This window comes from Mesorhizobium sp. KR2-14 (assembly GCF_040049255.1).
Taxonomy (GTDB): Bacteria; Pseudomonadota; Alphaproteobacteria; order Rhizobiales; family Rhizobiaceae; genus Pseudaminobacter.
On sequence record NZ_JBDZDR010000006.1, the window covers coordinates 112,192 to 135,982 of the forward strand.

20 protein-coding genes are annotated in these 23,791 nt (G+C 65.5%); 5 read left to right on the plus strand and 15 right to left on the minus strand.

From position 1 onward, the window contains the following. Positions 1-14 precede the first annotated feature (14 nt). From ABLE86_RS16385 to ABLE86_RS16430, 10 genes are all read right to left on the minus strand, one after another. A complete protein-coding gene (locus ABLE86_RS16385; protein ID WP_348780036.1) occupies positions 15-2,204 on the minus strand; it encodes a flotillin domain-containing protein in 2,190 nt (729 codons plus the stop codon). 28 nt (positions 2,205-2,232) lie between these two features. Then, complete coding sequence (locus ABLE86_RS16390) at positions 2,233-3,066, minus strand: phosphoenolpyruvate hydrolase family protein (protein ID WP_348780037.1); 834 nt, start codon at positions 3,064-3,066, stop codon at positions 2,233-2,235. Then, positions 3,066-5,294: an ABC transporter permease gene (locus ABLE86_RS16395; protein WP_348780038.1), complete on the minus strand. Its 2,229-nt coding sequence runs from the start codon at positions 5,292-5,294 to the stop codon at positions 3,066-3,068. The genes ABLE86_RS16390 and ABLE86_RS16395 overlap by 1 nt, the downstream gene beginning before the upstream one ends. After that, complete coding sequence (locus ABLE86_RS16400) at positions 5,287-6,063, minus strand: ABC transporter ATP-binding protein (RefSeq protein WP_348780178.1); 777 nt, start codon at positions 6,061-6,063, stop codon at positions 5,287-5,289. Before ABLE86_RS16400 ends, ABLE86_RS16395 begins: the two co-directional genes overlap by 8 nt. Before the next feature lie 32 nt (positions 6,064-6,095). Beyond that, on the minus strand, positions 6,096-7,340 hold the full coding sequence (locus ABLE86_RS16405) for an ABC transporter substrate-binding protein (RefSeq protein ID WP_348780039.1): 1,245 nt from the start codon (positions 7,338-7,340) through the stop codon (positions 6,096-6,098). A gap of 52 nt (positions 7,341-7,392) precedes the next feature. Beyond that, positions 7,393-8,421: a branched-chain amino acid ABC transporter permease gene (locus ABLE86_RS16410; RefSeq protein WP_348780040.1), complete on the minus strand. Its 1,029-nt coding sequence runs from the start codon at positions 8,419-8,421 to the stop codon at positions 7,393-7,395. Next, positions 8,418-9,455 carry a branched-chain amino acid ABC transporter permease gene (locus ABLE86_RS16415; RefSeq protein WP_348780041.1) on the minus strand — a complete coding sequence of 346 codons (1,038 nt, stop codon included), beginning with the start codon at positions 9,453-9,455 and terminating at the stop codon, positions 8,418-8,420. Before ABLE86_RS16415 ends, ABLE86_RS16410 begins: the two co-directional genes overlap by 4 nt. 241 nt (positions 9,456-9,696) lie before the next feature. Next, positions 9,697-11,019 (minus strand): amidohydrolase family protein, encoded by a 1,323-nt coding sequence (locus ABLE86_RS16420; protein ID WP_348780042.1) that lies wholly within the window; start codon positions 11,017-11,019, stop codon positions 9,697-9,699. 55 nt (positions 11,020-11,074) lie between these two features. Next, positions 11,075-11,854: an alpha/beta fold hydrolase gene (locus ABLE86_RS16425; RefSeq protein ID WP_348780043.1), complete on the minus strand. Its 780-nt coding sequence runs from the start codon at positions 11,852-11,854 to the stop codon at positions 11,075-11,077. Further along, on the minus strand, positions 11,851-12,729 hold the full coding sequence (locus ABLE86_RS16430; protein ID WP_348780044.1) for a fumarylacetoacetate hydrolase family protein: 879 nt from the start codon (positions 12,727-12,729) through the stop codon (positions 11,851-11,853). Before ABLE86_RS16430 ends, ABLE86_RS16425 begins: the two co-directional genes overlap by 4 nt. Before the next feature lie 246 nt (positions 12,730-12,975). Between ABLE86_RS16430 and ABLE86_RS16435 the strand changes: the two genes are divergently transcribed. The 5 genes from ABLE86_RS16435 (at position 12,976) to ABLE86_RS16455 (ending at position 18,098) form a co-directional block, all read left to right on the plus strand. Further along, on the plus strand, positions 12,976-13,647 hold the full coding sequence (locus ABLE86_RS16435; protein WP_348780045.1) for an FCD domain-containing protein: 672 nt from the start codon (positions 12,976-12,978) through the stop codon (positions 13,645-13,647). 182 nt (positions 13,648-13,829) lie between these two features. Continuing rightward, on the plus strand, positions 13,830-14,882 hold the full coding sequence (locus ABLE86_RS16440) for an ABC transporter substrate-binding protein (RefSeq protein WP_348780046.1): 1,053 nt from the start codon (positions 13,830-13,832) through the stop codon (positions 14,880-14,882). A gap of 179 nt (positions 14,883-15,061) precedes the next feature. Then, positions 15,062-16,132, plus strand: coding sequence for an ABC transporter ATP-binding protein (locus ABLE86_RS16445; RefSeq protein ID WP_348780047.1), 1,071 nt, complete (start codon positions 15,062-15,064; stop codon positions 16,130-16,132). Then, positions 16,129-17,304, plus strand: coding sequence for an ABC transporter permease (locus tag ABLE86_RS16450; protein ID WP_348780048.1), 1,176 nt, complete (start codon positions 16,129-16,131; stop codon positions 17,302-17,304). Before ABLE86_RS16445 ends, ABLE86_RS16450 begins: the two co-directional genes overlap by 4 nt. A gap of 2 nt (positions 17,305-17,306) precedes the next feature. Beyond that, positions 17,307-18,098, plus strand: coding sequence for an ABC transporter permease (locus tag ABLE86_RS16455; RefSeq protein WP_348780049.1), 792 nt, complete (start codon positions 17,307-17,309; stop codon positions 18,096-18,098). Between the two features lie 37 nt (positions 18,099-18,135). On the opposite strand, the gene ABLE86_RS16460 is transcribed toward ABLE86_RS16455, so the two are convergent. The 5 genes from ABLE86_RS16460 to ABLE86_RS16480 form a co-directional block, all read right to left on the minus strand. Further along, a complete protein-coding gene (locus ABLE86_RS16460) occupies positions 18,136-19,773 on the minus strand; it encodes an FGGY-family carbohydrate kinase (RefSeq protein WP_348780050.1) in 1,638 nt (545 codons plus the stop codon). 54 nt (positions 19,774-19,827) lie between these two features. Beyond that, positions 19,828-20,556 carry an SDR family oxidoreductase gene (locus tag ABLE86_RS16465; protein WP_348780051.1) on the minus strand — a complete coding sequence of 243 codons (729 nt, stop codon included), beginning with the start codon at positions 20,554-20,556 and terminating at the stop codon, positions 19,828-19,830. A gap of 22 nt (positions 20,557-20,578) precedes the next feature. Then, positions 20,579-21,835, minus strand: coding sequence for a sugar ABC transporter permease (locus ABLE86_RS16470; protein ID WP_348780052.1), 1,257 nt, complete (start codon positions 21,833-21,835; stop codon positions 20,579-20,581). Then, positions 21,832-22,653 (minus strand): ATP-binding cassette domain-containing protein, encoded by an 822-nt coding sequence (locus tag ABLE86_RS16475; protein WP_348780053.1) that lies wholly within the window; start codon positions 22,651-22,653, stop codon positions 21,832-21,834. The genes ABLE86_RS16470 and ABLE86_RS16475 overlap by 4 nt, the downstream gene beginning before the upstream one ends. Before the next feature lie 72 nt (positions 22,654-22,725). Further along, the gene (locus ABLE86_RS16480; protein WP_348780054.1) at positions 22,726-23,772 is read right to left on the minus strand and encodes a sugar ABC transporter substrate-binding protein; all 1,047 of its coding nucleotides are present in this window, start codon (positions 23,770-23,772) and stop codon (positions 22,726-22,728) included. Positions 23,773-23,791 lie beyond the last annotated feature (19 nt).

The window sequence follows — 23,791 nt, forward strand, 5'->3', positions numbered from 1 at the left end:
CCCGTCGCGCCGCATCAACGATCGCGATCGTCGTCGTTGTCGTCCTTGCCGTTCTTGGTCTTGCCCTTCTTGTCGCGCGTCAGGCTGGAAATGTCCTTGGCATCGCGCAGCACGTCGGTCATGCGGCCGAGCGAGCCGCCCTCGATGCCGATCTCCTTCATGAGGTTGTCGATCATCGGCGCCTGCACGCGGTAGCGCAGGGCGGAGTCGATCACCTCGTCGGTGACGTTGCGATTGCCGCCGGTGCCGCCGTTCACGCCATCGACATGCAGGATCTTGATGCCCTCGATCTTCTCCATCGGCTTGACGCTCTCGCGCACGATGCCTTCGAGCCGCTCAAGCAGCTTGCCGCGCAGCCGGCCGGCGCGCGCCTCGTCGGAGAGCAGGTTTTCCGCCTCGTTGAGCAGGCGATTGCCGGCGGCGTCCACCTCGTAGCGCTGGGCAGCAGCGACCGCCTGGATCTTCTCGGCCTCGGCGGCCGCGGTCGCCGCGATCTTCTGCGCCTCGGCCAGGCTCTTGGCGGCCTTCATCTCGGCTTCGGCAGCAGCCGTCACCCGCATCGCCTCGCGCTCGGCTTCGCGCGCGGCTGCAATCAGGTCGGTCAGCTTGCGGCGCTCGGCGATTTCTCTCTCGCGTGCGGTGAGGGCCTGTTCCTCGGCCTGGATGGCCTTTGCCCGCACGGCCTCGGCGGCAGCAATCGCGGAGGAGCGCTCCTGCGTCTTCTTGGCAACATCGATGGCCTTCTGGATCTCGGCGATCTCAACCTTCTGGTCGCGGTCGACGGCCAGCTGGCGCAGCTCGCGTTCCTTGACCAGCTTGGCCTCCTCGATGCCGCGCTCGGTGGCGATGCGCGCCCGCTCCACCTCCTCGGAGGCCGCGATCTCGGCTTCCTCGAAGGCCTGGCGCTTAGCGATCTGCAACGCTTCCAGGTGCCGCTCGCGTTCGAGCCTGATCTCGTCCAGCGCGCGCTCCTGCGCGATCCGCTCGGCCTCGGTCTGCTGGTTGGCGACGATCTCGCCGCGCCGCTTCTCGGCCTCGGCCTTGGTCACGTCGAGCGCCTTTTCGGCAAGGGCGATCTGGCGCTCCAGCTCGACCAGTTCCAGCGCCTTCTTGCGTTCGATCTCCAGCTCGCTCTGGGCGCGCTCGCGCTCGATGCGTGCCGTTTCGAGCGAGAGCTCCAGCGCGATCTGCTCGCGCTCGGTCATCTCGCGCATCTTGAGCTCGGCTTCGTCGAGCGCGCGACGGCGCGCGATCTCGCGGCGCTGGGTCTCTTCCTCGCTGCGGATGCGCTCTTCGGTGATGCTGCGCTCCTGCGCCAAGCGCGACTTCTCCACCGCCTCGCGCGCCAGAAGCTGCGCCTGCTCGGCCTCCTGGTCGCGCACGGCGCGCTCGCGGGCAAGCTCGGCACGCTGTGCGGCGCGGCGGGTTTCCACCTCGCGCTCCTGCTCAAGCCGCGCATATTCGGTCTCTCGGTCGATCTCCAGCACCTTGCGCTGGGTGTCGAGGTTCTGGTTGCGGATATCGACCAGCGTGCGCTGCTCGATCTCGTTGCGCATGCGACGCCGGGTCTCGATGGATTCGGTCAGCTGCGTCAGGCCCTCGGCATCGAAGGCGTTCGACGGATCGAAGAATTCGAGGCTGGTCTGGTCGAGGTCGACGATGGCGACGCTTTCCAGCTCAAGGCCGTTGGCGGCGAGAGATTCAGCGGCCATCTCGCGCACCTTGGCGGCATAGTCGCGGCGCAGCTCGTGCATTTCCTCAAGCGTCATCTGGGCCGCAACCGTGCGCATGGCGGCAGCGAACTTGCCCTCCAGCAGTTCGCGCAAGCCCCCATCCTGCATGGTGCGTCGGCCGAGCGTCTGCGCGGCCGCCGCCACGAGGTCGCGGCTCGCTCCAACGCGCACGAAAAACTCGGCGATCAGGTCGACGCGCATGCGGTTCTTGGTGATCAGCGCCGCCTGGTTCTCGCGCCGCACCTCGATGCGCATGACGTTCATGTTCACCGGGGTGATTTCGTGCAGCACGGGAATGACGAAGGCACCGCCATTCACCACCACCTTCTCGCCGAGGAAGCCGGTGCGCACGAAGGCCGTTTCCTTGGTCGAGCGCCGGTAGAGCCATCTCAGAATGTAGACGGCCACCACCACGGCGATGACGAACACGATGAGCCACAAAAGGAAAGTGCCAAAGGTTTGCGCGGCCATGTCCTGATCCTCCCCGGATATGCTGCGGTCAGCCGAAGGCGACCGACTTGAATTTTCTTGTCTGCTCGGCCAGCGCCCGCTCGGTGGGCAGCCGCTCCATCGAGGACGCGCCATAGAAGCCGTGGCAATTGGCCGTGTTCTTCAGCACGAACTCGGCATCTTCCGGCTCGGCCACCGGCCCGCCATGCACCAGAACGATGATGTCCTTGTTGACCTTCAGCGCGGCCTGCGACCACTCATCCACCAGCGCCGGGCAATCCTTCAGCTTCAGCGCCGTCTCCGCCCCGATCGAACCGCCAGTGGTCAGGCCCAGGTGGCACACCACGATGTCCGCGCCGGCCTCGGCCATGGCTTTCGCTTCGTCGGCGTTGAACACATAGGGCGTGGTCAGAAGGTCCTTCTCACGTGCCTTGCGGATCATGTCGATCTCCAGCCCGTAGGACATTCCCGTCTCTTCGAGGTTGGCGCGGAAGGTGCCGTCGATCAGGCCGACGGTCGGGAAATTCTGCACGCCGGCAAAGCCGATCGCCTTCACCTGATCGAGGAAGTGGTCGACGATCAGGAACGGGTCGGTACCGTTGACACCCGCCAGCACCGGCGTGCGCTGCACCACCGGCAGGATCTCGCGCGCCATCTCCATCACCACCTCATTGGCGTTGCCATAGGCGAGCAGGCCTGACAGCGAACCGCGGCCGGCCATGCGATACCGGCCGGAATTGTAGATGACGATGAGATCGATGCCGCCGGCCTCCTCGCATTTGGCCGAGAGCCCGGTGCCCGCCCCGCCGCCGACGATGGGCACGCGCTGGCGTTTCATCTCCTGGAATTTCTCCATCAGCGCGGATCGCTGGAAACGCGGCATCACGTTCTCCTCTGAAGCTTGGGCATTATCGACTGGAACGCTTCGATCACCGCGTCCACGAAGGTGTCGTCATTGATGTTGGCGCGCACGCGCTGGATGCGGCGTTGCGGCGTCTGTCGCACCGTGCGCTCGAGGGCCTCGAACAAAGCATCGTCGGCCTCGGGGTCGTGGAAGGCGCCGCCTGGGGCATCGAGCATCGAAACCCCGCCCTCGGGCAGCAGGAAGCGGACGGGCCCGTTCATCTGGTTGAGCCGCACGCCGATCCATTCGCCGAAGGTGCGGTTCTCGTCCCGCGTCGTGCGCATCAGCGTCACGTTGGGGTTGTGGATCACGAATTTGCGGCTCTTGAACTTGTCAGGGACGCTGTCGCGCGAGCCGAAATTGACCATGTCGAGCGCGCCGACCGAACCCACATAGGGCAGCCCGGTGCGGATCGCCGCGCCGAAACGGTCCTGGTCGGCGGGCAGCACGCCGCCCACGATCATGTCGGCAATCTCGGTCGTGGTCAGGTCCAGGAAGCCGGCCAGAAGCCGGGAGTCGCCCAGGCTCTCCATCGCCCGCCCGCCGGTGCCGGTGGCGTGGAAGACGAGGCAGTCATAGTCGGCCTCAAGCCGCTTTGTCACCGCCTGCACGGCGGGAGTCGTGACGCCGAACATGGTGATGCCGACGGCGGGACGCGCCGACTTGCGCTTTTCTTCCCAGGCCTGCGCGTCGGGCAACTGCGCCACCATGCCGGCCATGGCGTGCGCGGCGTTGCCCAGCACCTGCTCGGTGATGGAGTTCAGCCCCTGCACGTCGGCCACCGAGTGGAACATCATGATGTCGGCGCCGCCGACATATTTGGCGACGTCGCCGGCCGCGACCGTCGAGACCATGATCTTCGGGATGCCCACCGGCAGCACGCGCATGCCGGCGGTGGCCAGAGTGGTGCCGCCCGAGCCGCCTGCCGAAATGATGCCGCCCAGGCGCGGCTCGCGCTCCACCCAGCGGGCGAAGGCTTCGGCCATGGCCGTGACCGACTTGCCGCGGTCGCCCGACATGACCTCGGACGCGCCATAGGGATGCATGCTCGCCACCTGCGTGGCCGTCACGTCGACGCTCGACGGCTTGCCCGAGGTCGAAAGGTCGACGGTGCGGGCAGGAATGCCGAGCGACTTCAGCCGGTCGGCAATGAAGCGCAGTTCCTTGCCCTTGGTGTCGAAGGTTCCGGCAACGAGCACGGTGCGCCCGATGCGCTCGGAGAAGGGGATGGCGAAGACCTTCTTGAGGTCGTCCTGCGGTGCGGCCTTTTCCACCGCCGCCTGCCGCATGGCCGTCACCGGCACGTTCCAGCGGTTGGGCAATGCGGTCACCGGGCGGTAGGCGCCGCCCGCCGGCTGGTCGGCCTGCCCGGCTTCGCTACCGCCGCGCTCGATGCGGTAGACCTCCGCCAGATGTTCCTGCGCCTGTGCCACTTCCGCCGGCGAAACGGCCTCTTCTTCCGAATGGCGGCCGACGCCGAGCAGCCGCTGCTGCAGGTCGCGGTCGGCGGCCAGCGCCTTGGCGTCCATGATGCGGTTGATGCGGCCATTGACCATGATCGCGACGCTGTCGGAAACCGCCGTCGCCACGCCGATATTCTGCTCGATGACCAGGATCGCCATCTCGCCTTCCTGGCCGAGCGTGATCAGCATCTGCTCGACCTGTTCGACGATGACCGGCGCCAGGCCCTCGGTGGGCTCGTCCATGACGAGCAGCTTGGGGTCGCTCAGCAGCGCGCGCGAGATCGCCAGCATCTGCTGCTCGCCGCCCGAAAGCTGCGAGCCGCCATTGTTGCGGCGCTCGGCAAGGCGCGGAAACGTCTGGTAGACGCGCTCGACCGTCCAGCCCGCATCTCTCCGGCTGCCGGCGGAGAGCCGCAGATGCTCGTCCACCGTCAAGCTCGGCCACACGCGCCGCCCTTGCGGCACATAGCCGACGCCGAGGCGATGGATTTCATGCGGTTCCAGCGAAGAAATCTCGCGACCGTTGACGCGGATCGAGCCGGAGCGGGCGCGCTTCAAGCCGGCAATGGTGTTGCAGAGCGTCGTCTTGCCCATGCCGTTGCGGCCGACGACTGACAAGACACCACTTTCGAGCGTCAGCGAGACGCCCTGGAGTGCGTGGCTTTCGCCGTAATAGACCTGCAGATCGTCAATGCGCAGGACGGCCTTGCCCGCCTTGCCGGAAGAAGAAGCACGTTCAGCCATGCTTGCCCCCGAGATAGATCTCCTGCACTTCCGGGTCGGCTTCGATTTCCTGCGGCGTGCCTTCCTTGAACAGCCGCCCGTTGTGCATCATCGACACATATTCGGAGACGCGCAGCGCAACATCAAGATCGTGCTCGATGATGATGTAGCCGATGTGCTTGGGCAGCGCATTGAGGATGGCGACGAGGTCGCGCCGTTCGGTGGGCGACAGGCCCGCGGCCGGCTCATCGAACAGGATGAAGCGCGGCGCACCCGCAAGCGCCAGCGCGATTTCCAGCTGGCGCTGCTGGCCGTGCGAAAGCGTGGCCACCAGCGCATCGCGGTCGCGCTCGAGATGCACGGCGTTCAGGATCGATTCCGCCTGCACCATGTTCACGTCACTGGCCGAAGGGCGCAGCACCGAGAAGCGCCGGCGCGATACGCCCCGACAGGCCAGGAAGATCGAATCCAGAACCGTCAGCCCCTTGAAGAGCTGCGAAATCTGGTAGGTCCGGCGCAGGCCGCGGCGGATGCGCTCATGCGGCGGCAGGTCGGTTATGTCCTCGCCGAAGAAGCGGATGCGCCCCGCGGTCGGCAGGAAGTCGCCGGTGATGGCGTTGAACAGCGTCGTCTTGCCGGCGCCGTTGGAGCCGAGGACCGCGCGCCGCTCGCCGGCCGCGATCCTCATGTTGACACCCGTCAACGCCACCAGTGCACCGAAATGACGTGCAATGCCTTCCAGTTCCAGCGCGTATGCGCCGGAGCCTTGCAGGCGGGATGCTACTGAAATCTCGGCCACTGGCGGTCGCCTTGTGCTTGACGTTACGGGCAGGACGGGTTGTCGCGGCCGACAACGCCGAGCTTCAGGAACTCGTCTTCCGGCATGCCGAGGGTCTGGTTCACCTGCGGCACCACCTTCACCAGCTTGTTGTAGAGGTTGCCGTCGGCGCCTTCCGACACTTCCGTCAGATAGATGTCGGCGATGGCGTTGCGGTTGTGGTCGAGCGAGACCTTGCCGGTCGGGCCTTCGAAGGAAACCTTCGCCAGCGCCTCCTGCAGCTTCTTGCCGCCGTCCGAAGTATCCCCACCGACTTCCTCAAGCGCCATCAGCATCGCCTTCATGTCGAGATAATAGGCGTGGGCAAACAGCGACGGCGACGGGAAGGCGTTGGGCTGCTTCTTGTAGGCCTCGACAAAAGCATTCCAGGCGGGCGTGTCGTTGGTGTCGGCGATCGGGCCGGCCGAGGGCGTGCCGATCAGGACGTCGCGGATCTTGCCCTTCGAGGTCAAGATGGTCTGGTCGACGGTGATCGAGCCGCCGATCAGCGGTGCAGTGCCGCCGGCCTGCTGGTACTGCGTCAGGAAGTTCACGCCATCGGCGCCGCCGAGCGCGACATATATGGCGTCGACATCATCCGGGATGGCCGCGATGACCGAGGAATAGTCCTTGTTGCCGATCGGCACCCACGACTTCGAGGGCACCGTGCCGCCCGCCTTGCAGAACTCGGCCATGAAGCCGAACACCTGCGTGTAGGGGAACGAGTAGTCTTCCGCGACGGTCGCGACCTTCCTGTAGCCCTTGTCGTTGTAGGCGTAGGTGCCGAGGCCGGCCATCCACTGGGCGCCATCGGTGCCGAAGCGGAAGAAGTTCGGTGCCGGATCGCGCAGCGTGGTGTCCTGCGCGGCGGAGGCGCCGTTGGCGAAGGTCACGTCGGGATGGGTCTTGGCATAGTCCTTGACGGCGATGCCCTCGTCGCCGGAGAGCGGGCCGACCAGCACCTTCACGCCGTCCTGCTCGACCAGCTTGCGCGCGGCGCGCACAGCGCTGTCGGGCGAAGCGTCGGACGAGCCCTTGACGATCTCGATCTTCTTGCCCGCAACCATGCCGCCGACTTCTTCAAGCGCCGTCATGGCGCCGCGCTCGCCGTCTTCGCCGAGCACGGTGAAGGGGCCCTCGAAGGTCGCCAGAAGGCCGATCTTGATCGAGTCTTCCGCGAGTGCGAGCGACGGGGCAGTGAGCCCGGTAGCCAGCGCAAGTGCCAAAAGTGTTCGACGATGGATCCTCATGATTACTTCCCTCCCTGGTTGTCTTTGGATCAATCTGAAGCCGCCCGTTTCCTCATGGACCCGAGCGCAAGGATTCCTGGGCCAGATGTGGTTTGATCCTTCCCCACAACCCAAGAAGACCGTCTGGCGACACGAAAACGATCACCAGAAAGAACAGGCCGATCAGCGTGTTGAACCGTTCGGCGCCGACGATATCGATGGCAAATGTCTGCATCAGAACCACCACGACAGCGCCGAGGAACGGCCCGATGGGATGGCGCATGCCGCCGATCACGGCGATGATCAGCACATTGATGGCGGCGCCGACATTGATGGTGCCGGGCGAGATGCGGCCGTTGAACCAGACCAGCAGCACGCCAGCCAGGCCGGCGATGATGCCGGCGTAGAAATAGGCCACAACCTTGTGCGCGGTGACGTTGAAGCCGAGCGCGCGCATGCGGCGCGGATTGTCGCGCACTGCCTGCAGCGTCAGCCCGTAGGTGGAGCGCGACCCGTAGAGCACGGCCGCATAGGCGATCACCGCAAAGCCGAGGCACAGATAGTAGAACGGCACCGGGTCGCGCCAGTTGACGCCCCAGAACTCCGGCGCGCGAATGCCGGTGTAGCCGGGAAAGCCGTTGAACAGCGAATAGTTCTGCTGGGTGAAATAGAAGAAGGCCGTCGCGATCGCGAGCGTGATCATGATCGTGTAGATGCCTTCGGTGCGATTGGAGATGACACCAATCAGCGCCGAAGCGATCGCTGCGATCAGCGTCGCGAAGGGCACCACGATCCAGAACGGCCAGCCAAAACCGTGCACGCCGGAATTGTTAAGCCCGAACACCGCCACCGTGTAGCCGGCGACGCCTGCCACCGAAATCTGCGCCAGGCTGACCATGCCGCCATAGCCGGCAAGCAGCATCAGCGAGAGCGCGATCATGCCGAAGATCAGCGAATAGGCGCCGATCTGGGTCAGGAAGAAGTTCGACGCCACCGCCGGATAGAGCGCAAGCAGCACCAGAAGCACGATGTTGCCCGCGCCGATCCTTTCCAGGATCGACTGCGCGGCGGCCGGCTTGTCGGTCGGGGCAAGGGCCGTCATCGCGCCTTCCCCATGATGCCCTGCGGCCGCACGGCCAGAACCACCACCATGATGACGAAGGTGAGCACGATGCCATAGGTGGGGAAATAGACGAGGCCGATCTGCTCGGCCAGCCCGATCAACAGCGCGCCGATGGCCGCTCCCGTGATCGAGCCCATGCCGCCCACGATCACCACTACGAGCGAGGCGAGCAGGTAGCGCACGTCTTCGCCGGGCGCCACCGAAAGCGCCGAGCCGCCGACGACGCCAGCAAAGCCGGCCAGCCCCGCGCCGATGGCAAAGACGATGGCGAACACGGCATGCACATTCACGCCCGAGGCCGACAGCATGGCGCGGTCGTCAACGCCGGCGCGGATCATCATGCCAACCCGCGTGCGGTTGAGCATCAGCCAGAGCCCGACGCCGATGATGATGGCCACGGCGAGCACGACGAGGCGGTAGAACGGATAGCGCAGGAACACGGCCTCGCCGCTGGACTTGACCGCGGTGACGAACGGCAAGGCGACCGCGCCGTCGAGCCATGCAGGCGTGACGATCTGATAGGTGGTGCCGGTCCATACCGCCAGCATCAGGTCGGCCGCGACAATGGAGATGCCGATCGTCACCAGCGTCTGGCGCAGATCGTCGCCCTCGAGCCGCCGGAAGACGAAGACCTGCATGACGAGCCCGACCAGCGCCAGCACGACGAAGCCGGCCGCCACGCCGAGCAGCCAGTAGCCAGTGCGGGTGGCCACCTCGTAGCCGATATAGGCGCCGAGCAGATAGAGCGAGCCATGCGCGAGATTGACGTTGCGCATCAGGCCGAAGACCAGCGTGAAGCCGCTTGCCACGAGGAAGTAGAGCCCTGCCAGTGTCACCCCGTTGAGAACGGCGCTGACGAAGGCCTTCTTCGAAGTGAGGATCGAGTTCAGCCAGTCCGGCCAGACGGCAAGCATCAGCCAGGCGAACAGCGCGGCCGCGAGGAGCCAGAACAGCCCCCAAGCCTGCCGGCGGGTGAAGATTGGCTGCGTCGATGGCTGGTCGAGAATACTCATGCATCGCACCGCGAGTTCAAAGAGATGCGCCTTGGATTGTCGCGTTCCTTCGCGCCCCCCTCTGTCCTGCCGGACATCTCCCCCACAAGGGGGGAGATTTGCAGCTCGGCTTGCGGCGCCTGTCCTGCAAGGTCGAAGAGTGGCGAAAGCTGTAGTGACAGCTGATCTCCCCCCTTGTGGGGGAGATGTCCGGCAGGACAGAGGGGGGTAACGTGGAGCGCCGACATGGAAGACCTCTCCGTTAGGCGGTCAGCCGCCGGCGCTGTTCGTTCATGCGCGGCGCCTTGTGGAACTTGCCGTCCTTCATGATGGCGAGGATGCGGTTCTTGTCCTGCAGGATGCGCACGTCGGCCGTCGGATCGCCGTCGATGAGCAGAATGTCGGCGAGATAGCCTTCCTTGATCATGCCGAGCTCGTCGCCCATGTTCATGATCTCGCCGCCATACTTCGTGCCTGCCATGATGGCTTCCATGGGCGAGAAGCCGAGCATCTCGACGAAGGTCTGGATGTCCTTGGCGTTGGTGCCCTGCGGCGTCCAGGCAAAGCCATAGTCGCCGCCGATGCAGATGCGGATGCCGCGGCGATGCATCTTCTTCATCGTGTCGATGCACATTTCCAGCTCGCGCTCATATTCCATGGCGAGCGCCGAGCCGGGCTTGATGCCCCATTGCTCGGCATGACGCGCCGTGTTGATCAGCCATGCCATGCCGGGCGCCACGAGGTGCCTGTCCTTTGCCGCCTCCAGCAGGTCGAGCGCTTCTTCGTCGGCAAAGGAGGCGTGGTAGATGTTCTGGATGCCGTGGCGGATGCACTGCTTGACCGAGCCCGAAGAGCGGGCGTGGGCAGAAAGCACCTTGTTGCGGCAGCGCGCTTCCTGCGCGGCCATCGCCACCTCTTCCTCCGACATCGGCGTTTCCTCGGCGCCCATGCCGGTGATGGACTCGCCCGAGAGGTTGAGCTTGATGGAGTCGACGCCGTATTTGATCAGCGTGCGCACCGTGCGGCGGATTTCCTCCGGGCCCGAAACGACGAGGCCGAGGTTCAGGCCCTCATGCGGGATATGCGAGGGCGCGGAATCGCCGAGACCGCCCACGGTGGTGATCTCCGGCCCCGCCGCCAGATAGCGCGGGCCGGGGAAGCGGCCCTGATTGATGAACTTTTTTGCCACCACGTCCAGGCGCGGCTTGGCCGCCGCGGCGCCCCGGCCGGCGGTGAAGCCGGCATCGAGCACCAGCTTGGCCATTTCCATGGTCACCAGCATGTGCTCCTCGGTCTCCATCATCTGGATGGGATCGATGCCGGGCGCGTTGTTCCACGAAAGATGCAGGTGGGCGTCGATCATGCCGGGCATGAGCGTCGCGCCCATGCCGTCGATGACGGTCGTGCCGCCATAGGCCGACGATGGCGAGCCGAAGCGCGACGAACCGCGGGTGATCTGCTTGATGCGATTGCCCTGGACCAGCACCTCGCCGGAGTAAGGATATTCGCCGGTGGCATCGAGGATGCGCACATTGGTGAACAGCGTGCTACCCGAGCCGTTTCCGCTCCAGCTATCGTCTGCCATCTCTTCCTCCCAAAAGTGGCAAGGCGCCCTCTGTGCGCCGGTGTTCGTCGTCAGATCACCGGTCTGCGCGCCTTAGAAATTCCGTCAGTTTCTGGTTGCACTCGCGCGGATGCTCAACCGTAGCCCAATGGCCGCATCTGTCCATGGGAGACAGCACGGCGCCCTTGATCTTGTCGGCCAGCGCCTGGCCGACGCTCATCGGGCTGACCACGTCCGCGTCGCCGGTGACCAGCAGCGTCGGCGCATTGATCCGGCGCGCATCGACTGCGTTTGCCTTGGCCAGCGCCTCGCAGGTGCGGGCATAGGATTCCGGGTCCTGCCGCGTGATCGATTCCCGCACGAAGGCCACCGCCGCCGGCGAATTCTCCCGCGTATATGCCGACAGCGCATTGGCCGAGACCTGGTCGGCGATGTCGGACATGCCGCCCGAGCGCGCGAGCCTGGCGCGCGCCGCCAGCCCCTGGCGCATGGCCTCCGCCGGCTCGGCCAGTGCGCCAAACAGGCAAAGCGAAGCCACCAGCTCCGGCTTGCCGGCCGCAACCTGCTGGCAGACGATGGTGCCCATGGAGTGGCCGACGAAATGCGCCCGGCTCACCCCCACCCCATCCATCGCGCGTATGACCGCCTCGCTCATCATCTCGATGGTGAGCGGATCGAGCGGCCGCGCCGAGCGGCCCGAACCCGGAAGATCGACCCGGATGACGCGATAGCCCGACAGTGCCTGCATCTGCGGCTGGAACATGTTGGACGTTCCGCCCAGGCCGTGGATCATCACCACCGGGAACCCCTCCCCGGTGACTTCCACGACGGTCTGGCCAACGGTGACCGTGGTCATTGCGCCCGCTCCGAGACGCGGTTTTCGAGCGCGCCGATGCCGTCGATCTCGATGCGGACCACATCGCCCGCCTTGAGATATTTCGGGGGGTCGAAGCCGATGCCCACGCCGGCCGGCGTGCCGGTGGCGATGATGTCGCCGGGCTTCAGCGTAATGCCTTGCGAAAGCGTCGAGATGATCGTCGGGATGTCGAAGATCAGCAGCGAAATCTTGGAATTCTGCCGCATGTCGTCATTGACGAAGCAGCGTATGCCGGCGTTCTGAAGGTCGAATTCGTCCTTGGTCACCGCCCAGGGGCCCATCGGGCAGAACGTGTCCTGCGACTTGCCGATCAGCCACTGGCTGTATCTGCCCTGCAGGTCGCGCGCGGTCACGTCGTTGACGATGGTATAGCCCCAGACATGGTCGAGCGCGTTTTCCCCGGAGATGCCGCGCCCTTCCTTGCCGATGATGACGGCAAGCTCGGCCTCGTAGTCGATCGCCGACGAAACCTTCGTGTCGATCAGCACGCTTGAATGCGTCGCGACAACCGAATCCGGGACCTTGGAAAAGATGATCGGGTCTTTCGGCACCGCCCCCGCTGCGGCGCTGGAATCAAAGCCGCTGCGGGCGAATTCATGCGCGTGCTCGTAATAGTTCTTGCCGACGCAGAAGATGTTGCGGCGCGGCTGCGGGATGGGCGCTTCCAGTTCCACGCTGGAAAGCGGCAGCGGCGAGAGCGTACGCGGCAAGGCCACGCCATCATGTTCGATCAGGGCGAGAATGCCTTCCTGCGCCCGCTCGACCGGGAAATCGAACGGCAGGATCACCCCCTCGTCGGGGTCGACAAGACCGACGCGGCGCTCGCCGGCGATGGAAAATGTCGCAACCCTCATTCTCTCCCCCTAGTCCATTAATGAACCAATTCGTAGTTATTCCAGTTACGCTAGCGCTCATTGGTTCAGCCCGCAAGTGGAATTTTTTCGCGGCGGGAAAGAAAATCACGCCTCCCTCACCCGGAAATGGAACAACACGCTGAGAAATGGGTGGAATTCCGGTGAAATCGCATGTATGAGCCTCGGGACGGGAGTGATTGGCCCAGCCATAAATGGTTCACTATTGGATCACATAAGGATCTGCTCATGTCTCGCCTGACAGCTACCGGCATCGCATTGGAGCTGAAGAAGAGGATTTCCGCCGGTGCCTGGCAGGAAGACGGCCGCATGCCGCCCGAGCGCGATCTTGCCCAGGAATTCGGCGTCGCGCGCAACACGGTTCGGCGGGCGGTGGCCATGCTGGAAGACGAAGGCGCGGTCGTCCGCCATGTCGGGCGAGGCACGTTCCTGACGGTCATCGACCCGGATTCGCTGGCTGCGATCGTGTCGCGCATGGAGGGCACCAGCCCTGCCGACATGATGGAGATACGCCAGCTTCTGGAGCCGGCCGCCGCTTCCTTCGCCGCAACCAACGCCAGCACCAGCGAGCTCAACGCCGTGCGCGAAGCCCACCAGACGGCTTGCGACAGCACGGATATGCCGACCTTCGAGCATTGGGACGCGGAGTTCCACCACCGCATCTTCGCCTGCTCGCGCAACGAGTTCCTGAAGGAAATCCATAATCTCATGCGCGTCCTGCGCAACCAGTCGCCATGGTTCGAGATGAAGAAGCGCTCCTTCTCGGAAGAGCGCCGGCAGGCCTATTGCCGCGAACATCAGGCGATCGTGGATGCGCTCATGCAACGCGACCCCGACGGCGCAAGGCAGGCGATGCTGGCGCACCTCCAGACCGTGGGGCACAATCTGCTCGGCCGCTGACACAGCCTTTTGCGGCCGCTTTACTGCGACATTCGAACATATTTCCCCCCGTTGCTGGCCGGCCCGGATCATGCACTAATATGAGCATGGCAGCCTTGCCGGACAGCTCGATCGAGCGATAGATTTCGCGCGAGCATGCCTGCCCTATGCCGGCGTGCCATCAAATAAAAGAGGGGAATAAAGTGAAGCAATACAACAAATTGGCCGTATTCGGCGGCGTACTCCTTGCGGCGGCGAGCCTTGCAGGCACTTCCGCTTACGCAAGAGACCTGACCGTGGTTTCCTGGGGCGGAAACTACCAGGACGCGCAGCGCGAGATCTATTTCAAGCCCTATGCCGAAAAGACCGGCAAGCCGCTGCTGGACGAAGCCTGGGACGGCGGCTTCGGCGTTCTGCAGGCGAAGGTCAAGGCCGGCACGCCCAACTGGGACGTGGTGCAGGTGGAGGCCGAGGAACTGGCCCTTGGCTGCGCCGACGGCCTGTTCGAGAAGATCGACTGGGACAAGATGGGCGGCAAGGACAAGTTCCTGCCCGACGCGGTCGACGAATGCGGCGTCGGCGCCATCGTGTGGTCCACGGCGATTGCCTATGACGGTGCCAAGCTCGCGGAAGGGCCCGCTTCCTGGGCCGACTTCTGGAACGTGGAAAAATTCCCCGGCAAGCGCTCGCTGCGCAAGGGCGCCAAATATACGCTCGAGTTCGCCCTTCTTGCCGATGGCGTGAAGAAGGACGAGGTCTACCAGGTCCTGTCGACGCCGGAAGGCATCGACCGCGCCTTCAAGAAGCTCGACGAGCTTCGCCCCAACATCGTCTGGTGGGAGGCCGGCGCCCAGCCGCTGCAGCTGCTGGCTTCCGGCGAAGTGGCGATGGCCTCGGCCTATAACGGCCGCATCACCGGCATCAACCGCACCGAAGGCAAGCAGTTCAAGGTCGTCTGGCCGGGCAGCATCTACGCGATCGACAGCTGGGTCGTGCTGAAGGACGCCGAGAACAAGGATGCCGGGCAGGACTTCATCGCCTTCGCCAGCCAGCCCGACCACCAGGTCAAGCTGCCGGCCTATGTCGCCTACGGTCTTCCGAACCTCGAGGCTGCCGGCAAGGTCGCGCCGGAATATGCGGCCGAGCTGCCGACCGACACCAACAACCTCGCCGAAGCCATTCCGCTCGACGTCAACTTCTGGATCGACAACTCCGAGGCGCTGACGCAGCGCTTCAACGCCTGGCTGGCCCAGTAGCCAGGCCCACGCCAACCGGCGAGGTGCCAGGCGGGCTGCGGCCCGCTTTGCACCTGGCCGTCCGGGCGCAGGCCGGTGCGAGGCCGGCAGGCGCCGAGCGTTGCCAGAATTGACATGCCGGCATCCGTCCGCCCCTGCCGGAACGGACCCTTGCCGCGACCCTATCCTGGAGAGGGCTTTTGACTGACATTCGCATCCGCTTCGACGGCATCAGCAAATGGTACGGATCCTTGTGCGTCGTCGACAATCTCGACCTCGACATCGCCAAGGGCCAGTTCGTCAGCCTGCTCGGGCCGTCTGGCTCCGGCAAGACGACGCTGCTGATGATGCTGGCGGGCTTCGAGGCCCCGACCAAGGGCAGGGTTCTGGTCGACGGCGAGCCGGTCGACCACCTGCCAACCTACAAGCGCGACATGGGCGTGGTGTTCCAGAGCTATGCGCTCTTTCCCCATATGAGCGTGGGCGAGAACGTCGCCTTTCCGCTGCAGATGCGCGGCATCGGCAAGGCCGAGACCGCCGAGCGCGTGGCGCGGGCGCTCGACATGGTGCAGCTTTCGGCGCTGCGCGACAGGCGGCCGTCGCAACTTTCGGGCGGCCAGCAGCAGCGCGTGGCGCTGGCGCGCGCGCTGGTTTTCGAACCGCGCGTGGTGCTGATGGACGAGCCGCTCGGCGCGCTCGACAAGCAGCTGCGCGAGCAGATGCAGCTCGACATCCGCGCGCTGCATAACCGGCTGGGCCTGACCATCGTCTTCGTCACCCACGACCAGTCGGAAGCGCTCACCATGTCCGACCGGATCGCCGTGCTCAACAAGGGCAAGATCGAGCAGATCGGCACGCCGCGCGAGATCTATGACGAACCGCGTACCCGTTTCGTGGCCGAGTTCATCGGCGAGACCAACCTGGCCGAAGGAACGGTCGAGAGCGTGGCGGGCACGCAAGCCCGCATCGCGCTGAAGAGAGGCGGGCATGTCATCGCCGGGCTTTCCGAAACTGTGAGCCCCGGCCAGGACGTGCTTCTGTCGATCCGGCCGGAACGCATCGAGCTGAAGGACGGCACGGCGGCGGCCGGCAACAGCATCGCCGCCAGGATCGCCGATTGCGTCTACCAGGGCGATCATCTGCGCGTGCAGCTCGACGGGAGCGCGCATGGCTTCGTCGTCCGGCTCGACCGCAAGTCGCGGGAGTGGCAGCCCGGCGCCGAGGTGGTGGCCGAGTTCAAGCCCGCCGATTGCCGGGTGATCGCGCCATGAAAGGGCCTAGCCGCAGAAGCGCCGGCGCGCTTGCCCTCATCCTGCCGCTGTTCCTCTTCATCGCGCTGTTCTTCGTCTGGCCGCTGGTGACGATGATGTCGCAAGCCGTTTCCGACACGGCAGTGCTGCGCATCCTGCCGCAAACGGCCGGCGCCATGGCGGGCTGGGACCGGGCATCGCCGCCCACGCCGGAAATGAAGGCCGCAATCGCGGCCGACCTGAAGGCCGCAACCGATACGCAGGCCGTGGGCGACATGGTGCGGCGGCTGAACAGCGCCCAGTCCGGCTTCCGCACGCTGATGGGGAAGACCATCTCCGCCGTGCAGGGCTCCGAAACCCCGCCGGACCTCGCCGCAATCGACCCGCGCTGGGAAAAGCCTGAATTCTGGCTGGCGATCTCCGATGCCCTCTCGCCCACGACGGACCGGAACCTGCTGGCCGCGCTCGATCTTACCCGCGACGCTTCCGGCAACGTCGTTGCCCTGCCGGCCGATGCTTCGGCCAACCGGGTCATCATGCTGCGCACCTTCCTGATCGCGGGTCTGGTCACGCTCGCCTGCGCAGCCATCGGTTTTCCCTACGCTATGCTGGTCGCGACGATGGACGGCTGGAAGCGCAACCTGCTGCTCGCCGCCGTGCTGTTGCCGCTCTGGACCTCGCTTCTGGTGCGCACAGCCGCATGGTTCATCCTGCTTCAGGAGAAAGGGCTCATCAACGACGCGCTGCAGGCGCTGCATCTGACCAGCGGGCCCGTCCCGCTGATCTTCAACAGGGTCGGCGTGGTCATCGCCATGACCCATGTGCTGCTGCCCTTCATGGTCCTGCCGGTCTACAGCGTGCTTGTCTCCATTCCGAAGAACCTGATGCCGGCGGCCGCCTCGCTCGGCGCCAACCCTTTGCGCGCGTTCCTGCGGGTGCTACTGCCGCTCAGCTTCCGCGGGCTCGCCTCCGGCGCCTTGCTCGTCTTCATGTCGGCCATCGGCTACTACATCACCCCGGCGCTGATCGGCGGCGCGAGCGACCAGATGATCAGTTCCGTCATCGCCTTCTACGCCACCGGCTCGGCCAACTGGGGCATGGCGGGCGCGCTCGGCCTCATCCTGCTCGTCGTCACCATTGCGCTCTACGCCGTCTACGGCCGGCTGTCGGCCGAGGATGCGAGGAGGAGCTGAGCATGCTGAAAAGCGCGAAACTCGTCTTCGCCGTCGCGGTCGTGACCTTCCTGGTTGCGCCGCTCCTGGCGATCCTGCCGCTCGCCTTCACGTCGAGCGCCTTCCTCACCTACCCGATCCCCGCCTTCTCGACGCGGTGGTTCCAGGAACTGGTGGCGGCCGACGCCTGGCGGCGCTCCATCGTCAACAGCCTGATCATCGGCCTCGGCACGACGGTGCTCGCCACGGTCCTTGGCACCGCGGCATCGCTCGGCCTTCGCGGCCGCGACATCCCGTTTCCGACGACGGTGAAGACGCTGTTCCTGCTGCCCATGGTGGTGCCGGCGGTGGTGCTGGGGGTCGGCATGCAGGTGCTGTTCGTGCGCCTCGGCATCGCCAACACCTATCTCGGCGTCATCTTCGCCCATACGGTGGTGGCGATCCCCTTCGTCATCGTCAGCGTCACCGGGGCGCTTGCCGGCATCGACCGCCGGGTCGAACGCGCCGCCGAAAGCCTCGGCGCCGGCCCTTTCACCGTCTTTCGGCGGGTAACATTGCCGCTTGCCATGCCTGGCGTGCTTACCGGCGCGGTGCTCGCATTCGCCACCTCGCTCGACGAGGTGGTGCTGACGCTCTTCGTCGCCGGGCCGAACCAGCGCACCCTTGCCCGTCAGATGTTTTCCACCATCCGCGAAAACATCAGCCCGGCAATCGCCGCCGCCGCCTTCATCTTTATCATCGGCACGATCCTGATCGCCGGACTAGTCATGTGGCAGCGCGACAGGGCCAAGGCTACCAAGGCTGCCGGGGCCTGATAGGCCCGCCCAGCACCAGGTCCGGGGCCAAGATACTTCAGCAGTCGCGCACCCGGCGGGCTGTGTCCTGCAGTTCCCTGAACGCTTCGAAGCGTGCGGAGTGAATTTCTCCCAGCGGCCCTTCGGCCGGGCGGTAGACGCGAGCGGTGCCGGAAAGGCTCGCCATCGCCTCGCGAACATCGGGGAACGCGCCGGCAGCAACCGCACCCAATATGGCCGACCCGAGCAGGACGGGTTCGTCCGAATTCGGGGCGACGACCGGCTTGCCGCTGGCGTCGGCAAGGATCTGGCGGACGAAGTCATGCTGGCCGGCGCCGCCGCTGATGACGATCTGGTCCACATGCGCGCCGGCGGCGGCCTGGGTGTCGATGATCTGCTTCAGCCCGTAGCCAATGCCACAGATGCCGGCGACATAGAGCGCCACCAGGCTATCGAGGTCGCGCTCCATTCCGAGGCCGGCGATGACGGCCCGGGCGTGAGGGTCGGCAAAGGGCGCACGGTTGCCGAGGAACTCCGGCACCACATGCAGGCCTGTCGACAAACGCACCGCCTCGGATGCCGTGCCCGCCCGTTCCGCCGCAAGGTCGGCGAGCATGACCGGCAGGGCCACGCTTTTCGCTTCAGCCTTCGCTGCCGCTTCCTGAGCCGCCGGGTGGAAGCGCAGAAGCTGGTCGATGGCGGCGCCTGCCGCGCTCTGGCCGCCCTCGTTCAGCCACATGCCCGGTACCATGGCCGAGTAATAGGGCCCCCAGACGCCGGGCACGAAAACCGGCTCCGCCGTGGAGGTCATGGTGCAGGAGGAGGTGCCGAAGACATAGGCGAGGTTGCGCTCGGGCCGCCCGCCAATGCCGACGGTTCCGATGCCGCCCGCATGGGCGTCGATCATGCCAGCGGCGACAGACGTGCCGGGCCTGAGACCCATGGCCTGCGCGGCCTCCTGCGTCAGCCCCTGCCCCAGCGGGGAGCCGGGTTCGACGATCCGGGTGCCGATGCGCGAAAAGTTTTCATCCGCGAGTTGGTCGAGGCCGATCTTGCGGAAATAGGTCGGGTCCCAGCGCTGCTCATGGGCAAGATAGGTCCATTTGCAGGTGACCGTGCAGGTCGAGCGGGCGAGGTCGCCTGTCGCCCGCCAGGTGAGGAAATCGGCAAGGTCGAAGAACTGCCAGGCCGCATCGAAGACCTGCGGGCGGTTCTCCTTCAGCCACAGGATCTTCGGCGTCTCCATCTCGGGCGAGATGCGCCCGCCGACATAGCGCAGCACGTCATGGCCAAGCGCGTTGATACGCTCGGCCTGCGCGACGGCGCGGTGATCCATCCACACGATGATGTCGCGTTCGGGGTCCTCAGAAGGGCCGACCGGGAGCGGGCTGCCGCCCTCCCCCAGCACCACGAGCGAGCAGGTGGCGTCGAAGCCGAGGCCGGCCACGCAGGCCGGATCGACACCGGCAGACGACACCGCTTCGCGCACGATGGCGCACACGGCCTGCCAGATCTCCGTGCTGGATTGCTCCACCATGGCGCCCGGCTCGCGGAACAGCGAGATGTCGCGCTTGGCGGTGGACAGCATTCGGCCGCTGAGGTCGAACAGGCCGGCACGCGCGCTTCCTGTCCCGACATCGACGCCGATGACGTAGGTTGCGCCCTCCGGCGCCGGCGTGCCCGGTGTGTTGCTCATGGGTCCCAAGCTCTCAAAAGGTCTTCAAATATCGAGGGCGGCTTGCAGCCGCTCTCAGAGATCCACGCTGTTGGGCAGGATCACGAGGTCGCGGATCGTCACGTTGCGGGGCCGCGAAAGCATGAACAGCACCGCCTCGGCCACTTCCTTCGGCTGCATCAGGCTGCCATTGGCGAGCGCCTCTTCCATCTTGGCCTTGGGCCAGTCGTCCAGCAGGGCGGTGACCACCGGGCCCGGCAGCACAGCGCCGACGCGCACGCCGTGCTGCGCTACCTGCCGGCGAGTAGAATGCACGAAGGCCTGAACGGCGAACTTGGACGCCGTATAGATCGGCTCCCAGACGACCGGCACGACGCCGGCGATGGAGCTGGTGAAGAGAATGTCGCCCGACTTCTGCGCAATCATGTGCGGCAGCACCGCATGGACCGAGCGGAAGGCGGCATTGATGTTGAGGTTCAGCATCCGGTCCCAGGCGTCGGGATCGCCTTCCGCGACCGCACCGCCGATATAGGCGCCGGCATTGGCGTGGAAGATATCCAGGCCGCCCGCCACTTCCAGGATGCGCGGCAGCATGCCGGAGACCTGCTCGGGCGCGAGCAGGTCTACCACCAGCGGCCTGGCGCGGTCGCCGAGTTCCTTGCACAGGGCCTCGAGCCTGTCCTCAGCGCGGTCGATCAGCACGACGGTCGCGCCTTCGGCAAGCAGCGTGCGGGCGCATTCCAGACCGATGCCCGACGCAGCACCTGTAATTGCGGCGACCTTGCCCTTCATGAGTTCTGCCATGGCGAATCTCTCCTGGAAATTGTTAGGCGCGGCCGTGGCTGACGCGGGACTGGCGGGCGAGCGAGTCGACGATGACGGCGATGGCAAGCACCGCGCCCGTGATCATGTAGCGCAGGGACGAGCTGAGATTGAGAAGCGTGAGGCCGTTGGAAATCGCCTGGATGACAATGATGCCCAATAGCGCGGAATAGGCGCTGCCGCGGCCGCCGAACAGGCTGGTGCCGCCGATGACGGCTGCCGCGATCGCGTTCAGGTTGACGTCGCCGGCGCCGGCCTGCTGGCTCGATGAAGCGAGACGCGAGGCCGCCAGGATGCCGCCAAGGGCTGCAAGCGTGGAGCAGAGCATGAAGGCGCTCATATACATCCGGCGGACATTGATGCCCGAGCGGCGGGCCGCCTCGCGATTGCCGCCGACGGCGAACATCGAGCGACCCCACTTGGTCTTGGTGAGCGCATAGTTGAGGACGATGACCAGCGCGACGAACAGGCCGAACATCCACGGCACGCCACGGCCGAGATTGAGGTAGTAGACGGCGAATTCGAGCGCGACCGTCAGCACGACAGCCTTTATGACCACGGCGCCGAGCGGCCGGGACGACAGGTTGACGGCCTTGCGGCGCCGACGGTTCTTGATGCCGACCGCAATCATGACAAGCCCGGGCAGGAGCGCCAGGGTGTGCGACACCCAATCGGGCATGACCATGACCTGGCCAAAACGAACCAGCGGCGAGGCGTAGGGCAGGTTGATGCTGCCGGTCGGCCCCAGAATGTAGAGTTGCAGGCCCAGCAGCGCGAGCAGGCCGGCAAGGGTCGCCACGAAGCTCGGCATGCCGAGCCGATTGTAAAGCAGCGCGTAAAGCGCGCCGACGGCCGCACCCACAAGCAAGGCCACAAAGATGGCGCCGGCAATCGGCCAGCCGGAATTGACCCACAGCACGCCGACGACGGCGGATGCGAGGCCGCTCATGGAGCCGACGGAAAGGTCGATTTCTCCGAGCAGCAGAACACAGACGATGCCGAGCGAGATGACCCCGACCGTGGCGCAATCGAACAGCAGGTTCACCAAGTTGTTCGGCGCGAGGAAGACCGGGTTGAGGAGGCTGAAGACGGTCGAAATGACCACCAGCCCGACGGCGACCGGCAACATGCCGAGATCGCCCGAACGTATGCGGTCGAAGAAACCACGCACCATGTCGAACATGCCCTCGTCATGCTTGACGCGCTCGTCGCTGCGGTCGAGGGCCTGGGGCGGCGTATCGTTGGAAATCTTCTGTGTCATGCGGTGGTCCCGCTCAAATCGTTGTTCTGGCTTGTCTTGCGGTGGTGGCGGCGCGAGACGGCGTTTTCCGTGGCGCCGGTGATGGCGGTGACAAGCTCGTGGTTGGAGGCGTCGGGGCTGAAGACCCCGTTGTTGCGCCCGAGTCGCAAGACCACGATGCGGTCTGCAACGGCGCGCACATCCTCCATGTTGTGGCTGATGATGATGACGCCGAGGCCGCGTTCGCGCACACGCTCGATCAGGTTCAGCACCTCCGCCGTCTGCGCGACGCCAAGGGCGGCGGTCGGCTCGTCGAGCATGATGATCTTGGGATCGAGCAGCAGCGACCGCGCGATCGCGACCGTCTGGCGCTGGCCGCCCGACAGCGAGGCGACGGGCTCGCGTACCGACGGGATGCGCGCGGCGAGTTCCTTCAAAAGGGTCCAGGCCCGCACTTCCATCGCCACCTCGTCGAGGTTCCACGGCGACAGCTCATGGCCCAGGAAGAGATTGGCGACGACGTCGAGGTTTTCGCACAGCGCGAGATCCTGGAAGACCGTGGCGATGCCGAGCTCGAGCGCGCGGCTGGGGCTGTCGAGCGAAACCTGCTGGCCGCAGAATTCGATGCTGCCCGAGGTGGGCTGGTGCACGCCGGCGAGGATCTTGATCAGCGTCGACTTGCCGGCGCCGTTGTCGCCCACCAGGGCCACGACCTCGCCCGCATGGACTTCAAGCTCGATGTCGGTGAGCGCCGACACCGCTCCGAACTTCTTGGAAACATTGCTCAACCGCAAAATGGGGCTGCCTTTTTCGGGCAGTGCAGTGTCTTCTCGCACCATGGCTGAACGCTCTTCTGGACGTTTGGGTGTGCCCGGCCGGAACAAGCCCGGCCGGACACTCTCGGGAGGATATTACTGGATAATGCCGAGTTTCTTGCAACCCTCGGCGTATTCGCCGGTGCAGACTTCCTCGGCGGTCTGGATACCCTTGTCGAAGATCTCCGCCTTGATGTTCTCGGCGGTCACCACGGCCGGCACGAACAGCTCGGACGGCGTGTCGTAGAGGGTGGTCTTCGGCTCGGGCGTTTCGCCCTTGACCAGCTGCACGGCAATCCTGGCGGCGGCAGCGGCAACGACCTCCGACGGCTTGGAGATGGTGTTGTACTGGTCGCCGGAGATGATCAGCTGCAGGGCGGCGATGGTGGCGTCATTGCCCGTGACCGGCGGAAGCGGCTGCACGCCTGCTGCCTTGAAGGCCGCGATGGCGCCGCCGCCCGTGCCGTCGTTGGCAGCGACCACGCCCTTGATCTGATCGCCGAAGCGGGTGATCTGGCCGGCGGTCCATTCCTGTGCCTTCGGCGGGGCCCATTCCGGGGTGTCGAACTCGGCGAGCGTCTCGAAGCCCGAGTCCTTCAGGCCGCGATGAATGCCGTCGCGGATGAGGCCGGCGGCCGCGTCGGTCGGGGAACCATTGATCTGCAGCACGCCCGAACCTTCGGCCACGCCGCTTGCCTTAAGATGGTCCACCAGCGACTTGGCGATCTCGTAGCCGAGACCTTCATTGTCGAAGGAAACGTAGAAGTCGGCGGCCTTTTCCGGGATCGGGCGGTCATAGGCGATGACCTTCACGTCCTGGGAATGGGCGATCTCGACGAGGCCGGCGGCAGCCGCGGAATCGACCGGATCGAGCACGATGACCTTGGCGCCCTGGGCGATCACCGAGTTGAACTGCTGCTGCTGCAGGGACGCATCGGCATTTGCGTTCTGGTAGATGACGGTGCAGCTGGCGCAGAGCTTTTCCATCTCGGCCTTGAAGCCCGGATAGTCGTGCTCCTCATAGCGCGTCGATGCCTGGTCGGGCATCAGGAACGCGACCGTCGCCGTTTCCTGAGCCTGGGCCGAGCCCGCGAACATGACGCCGGCGGCTGCCGTTGCCATCAACAAAGTGCGAAATTTCATAATGTCCTCCTTGAAAGAG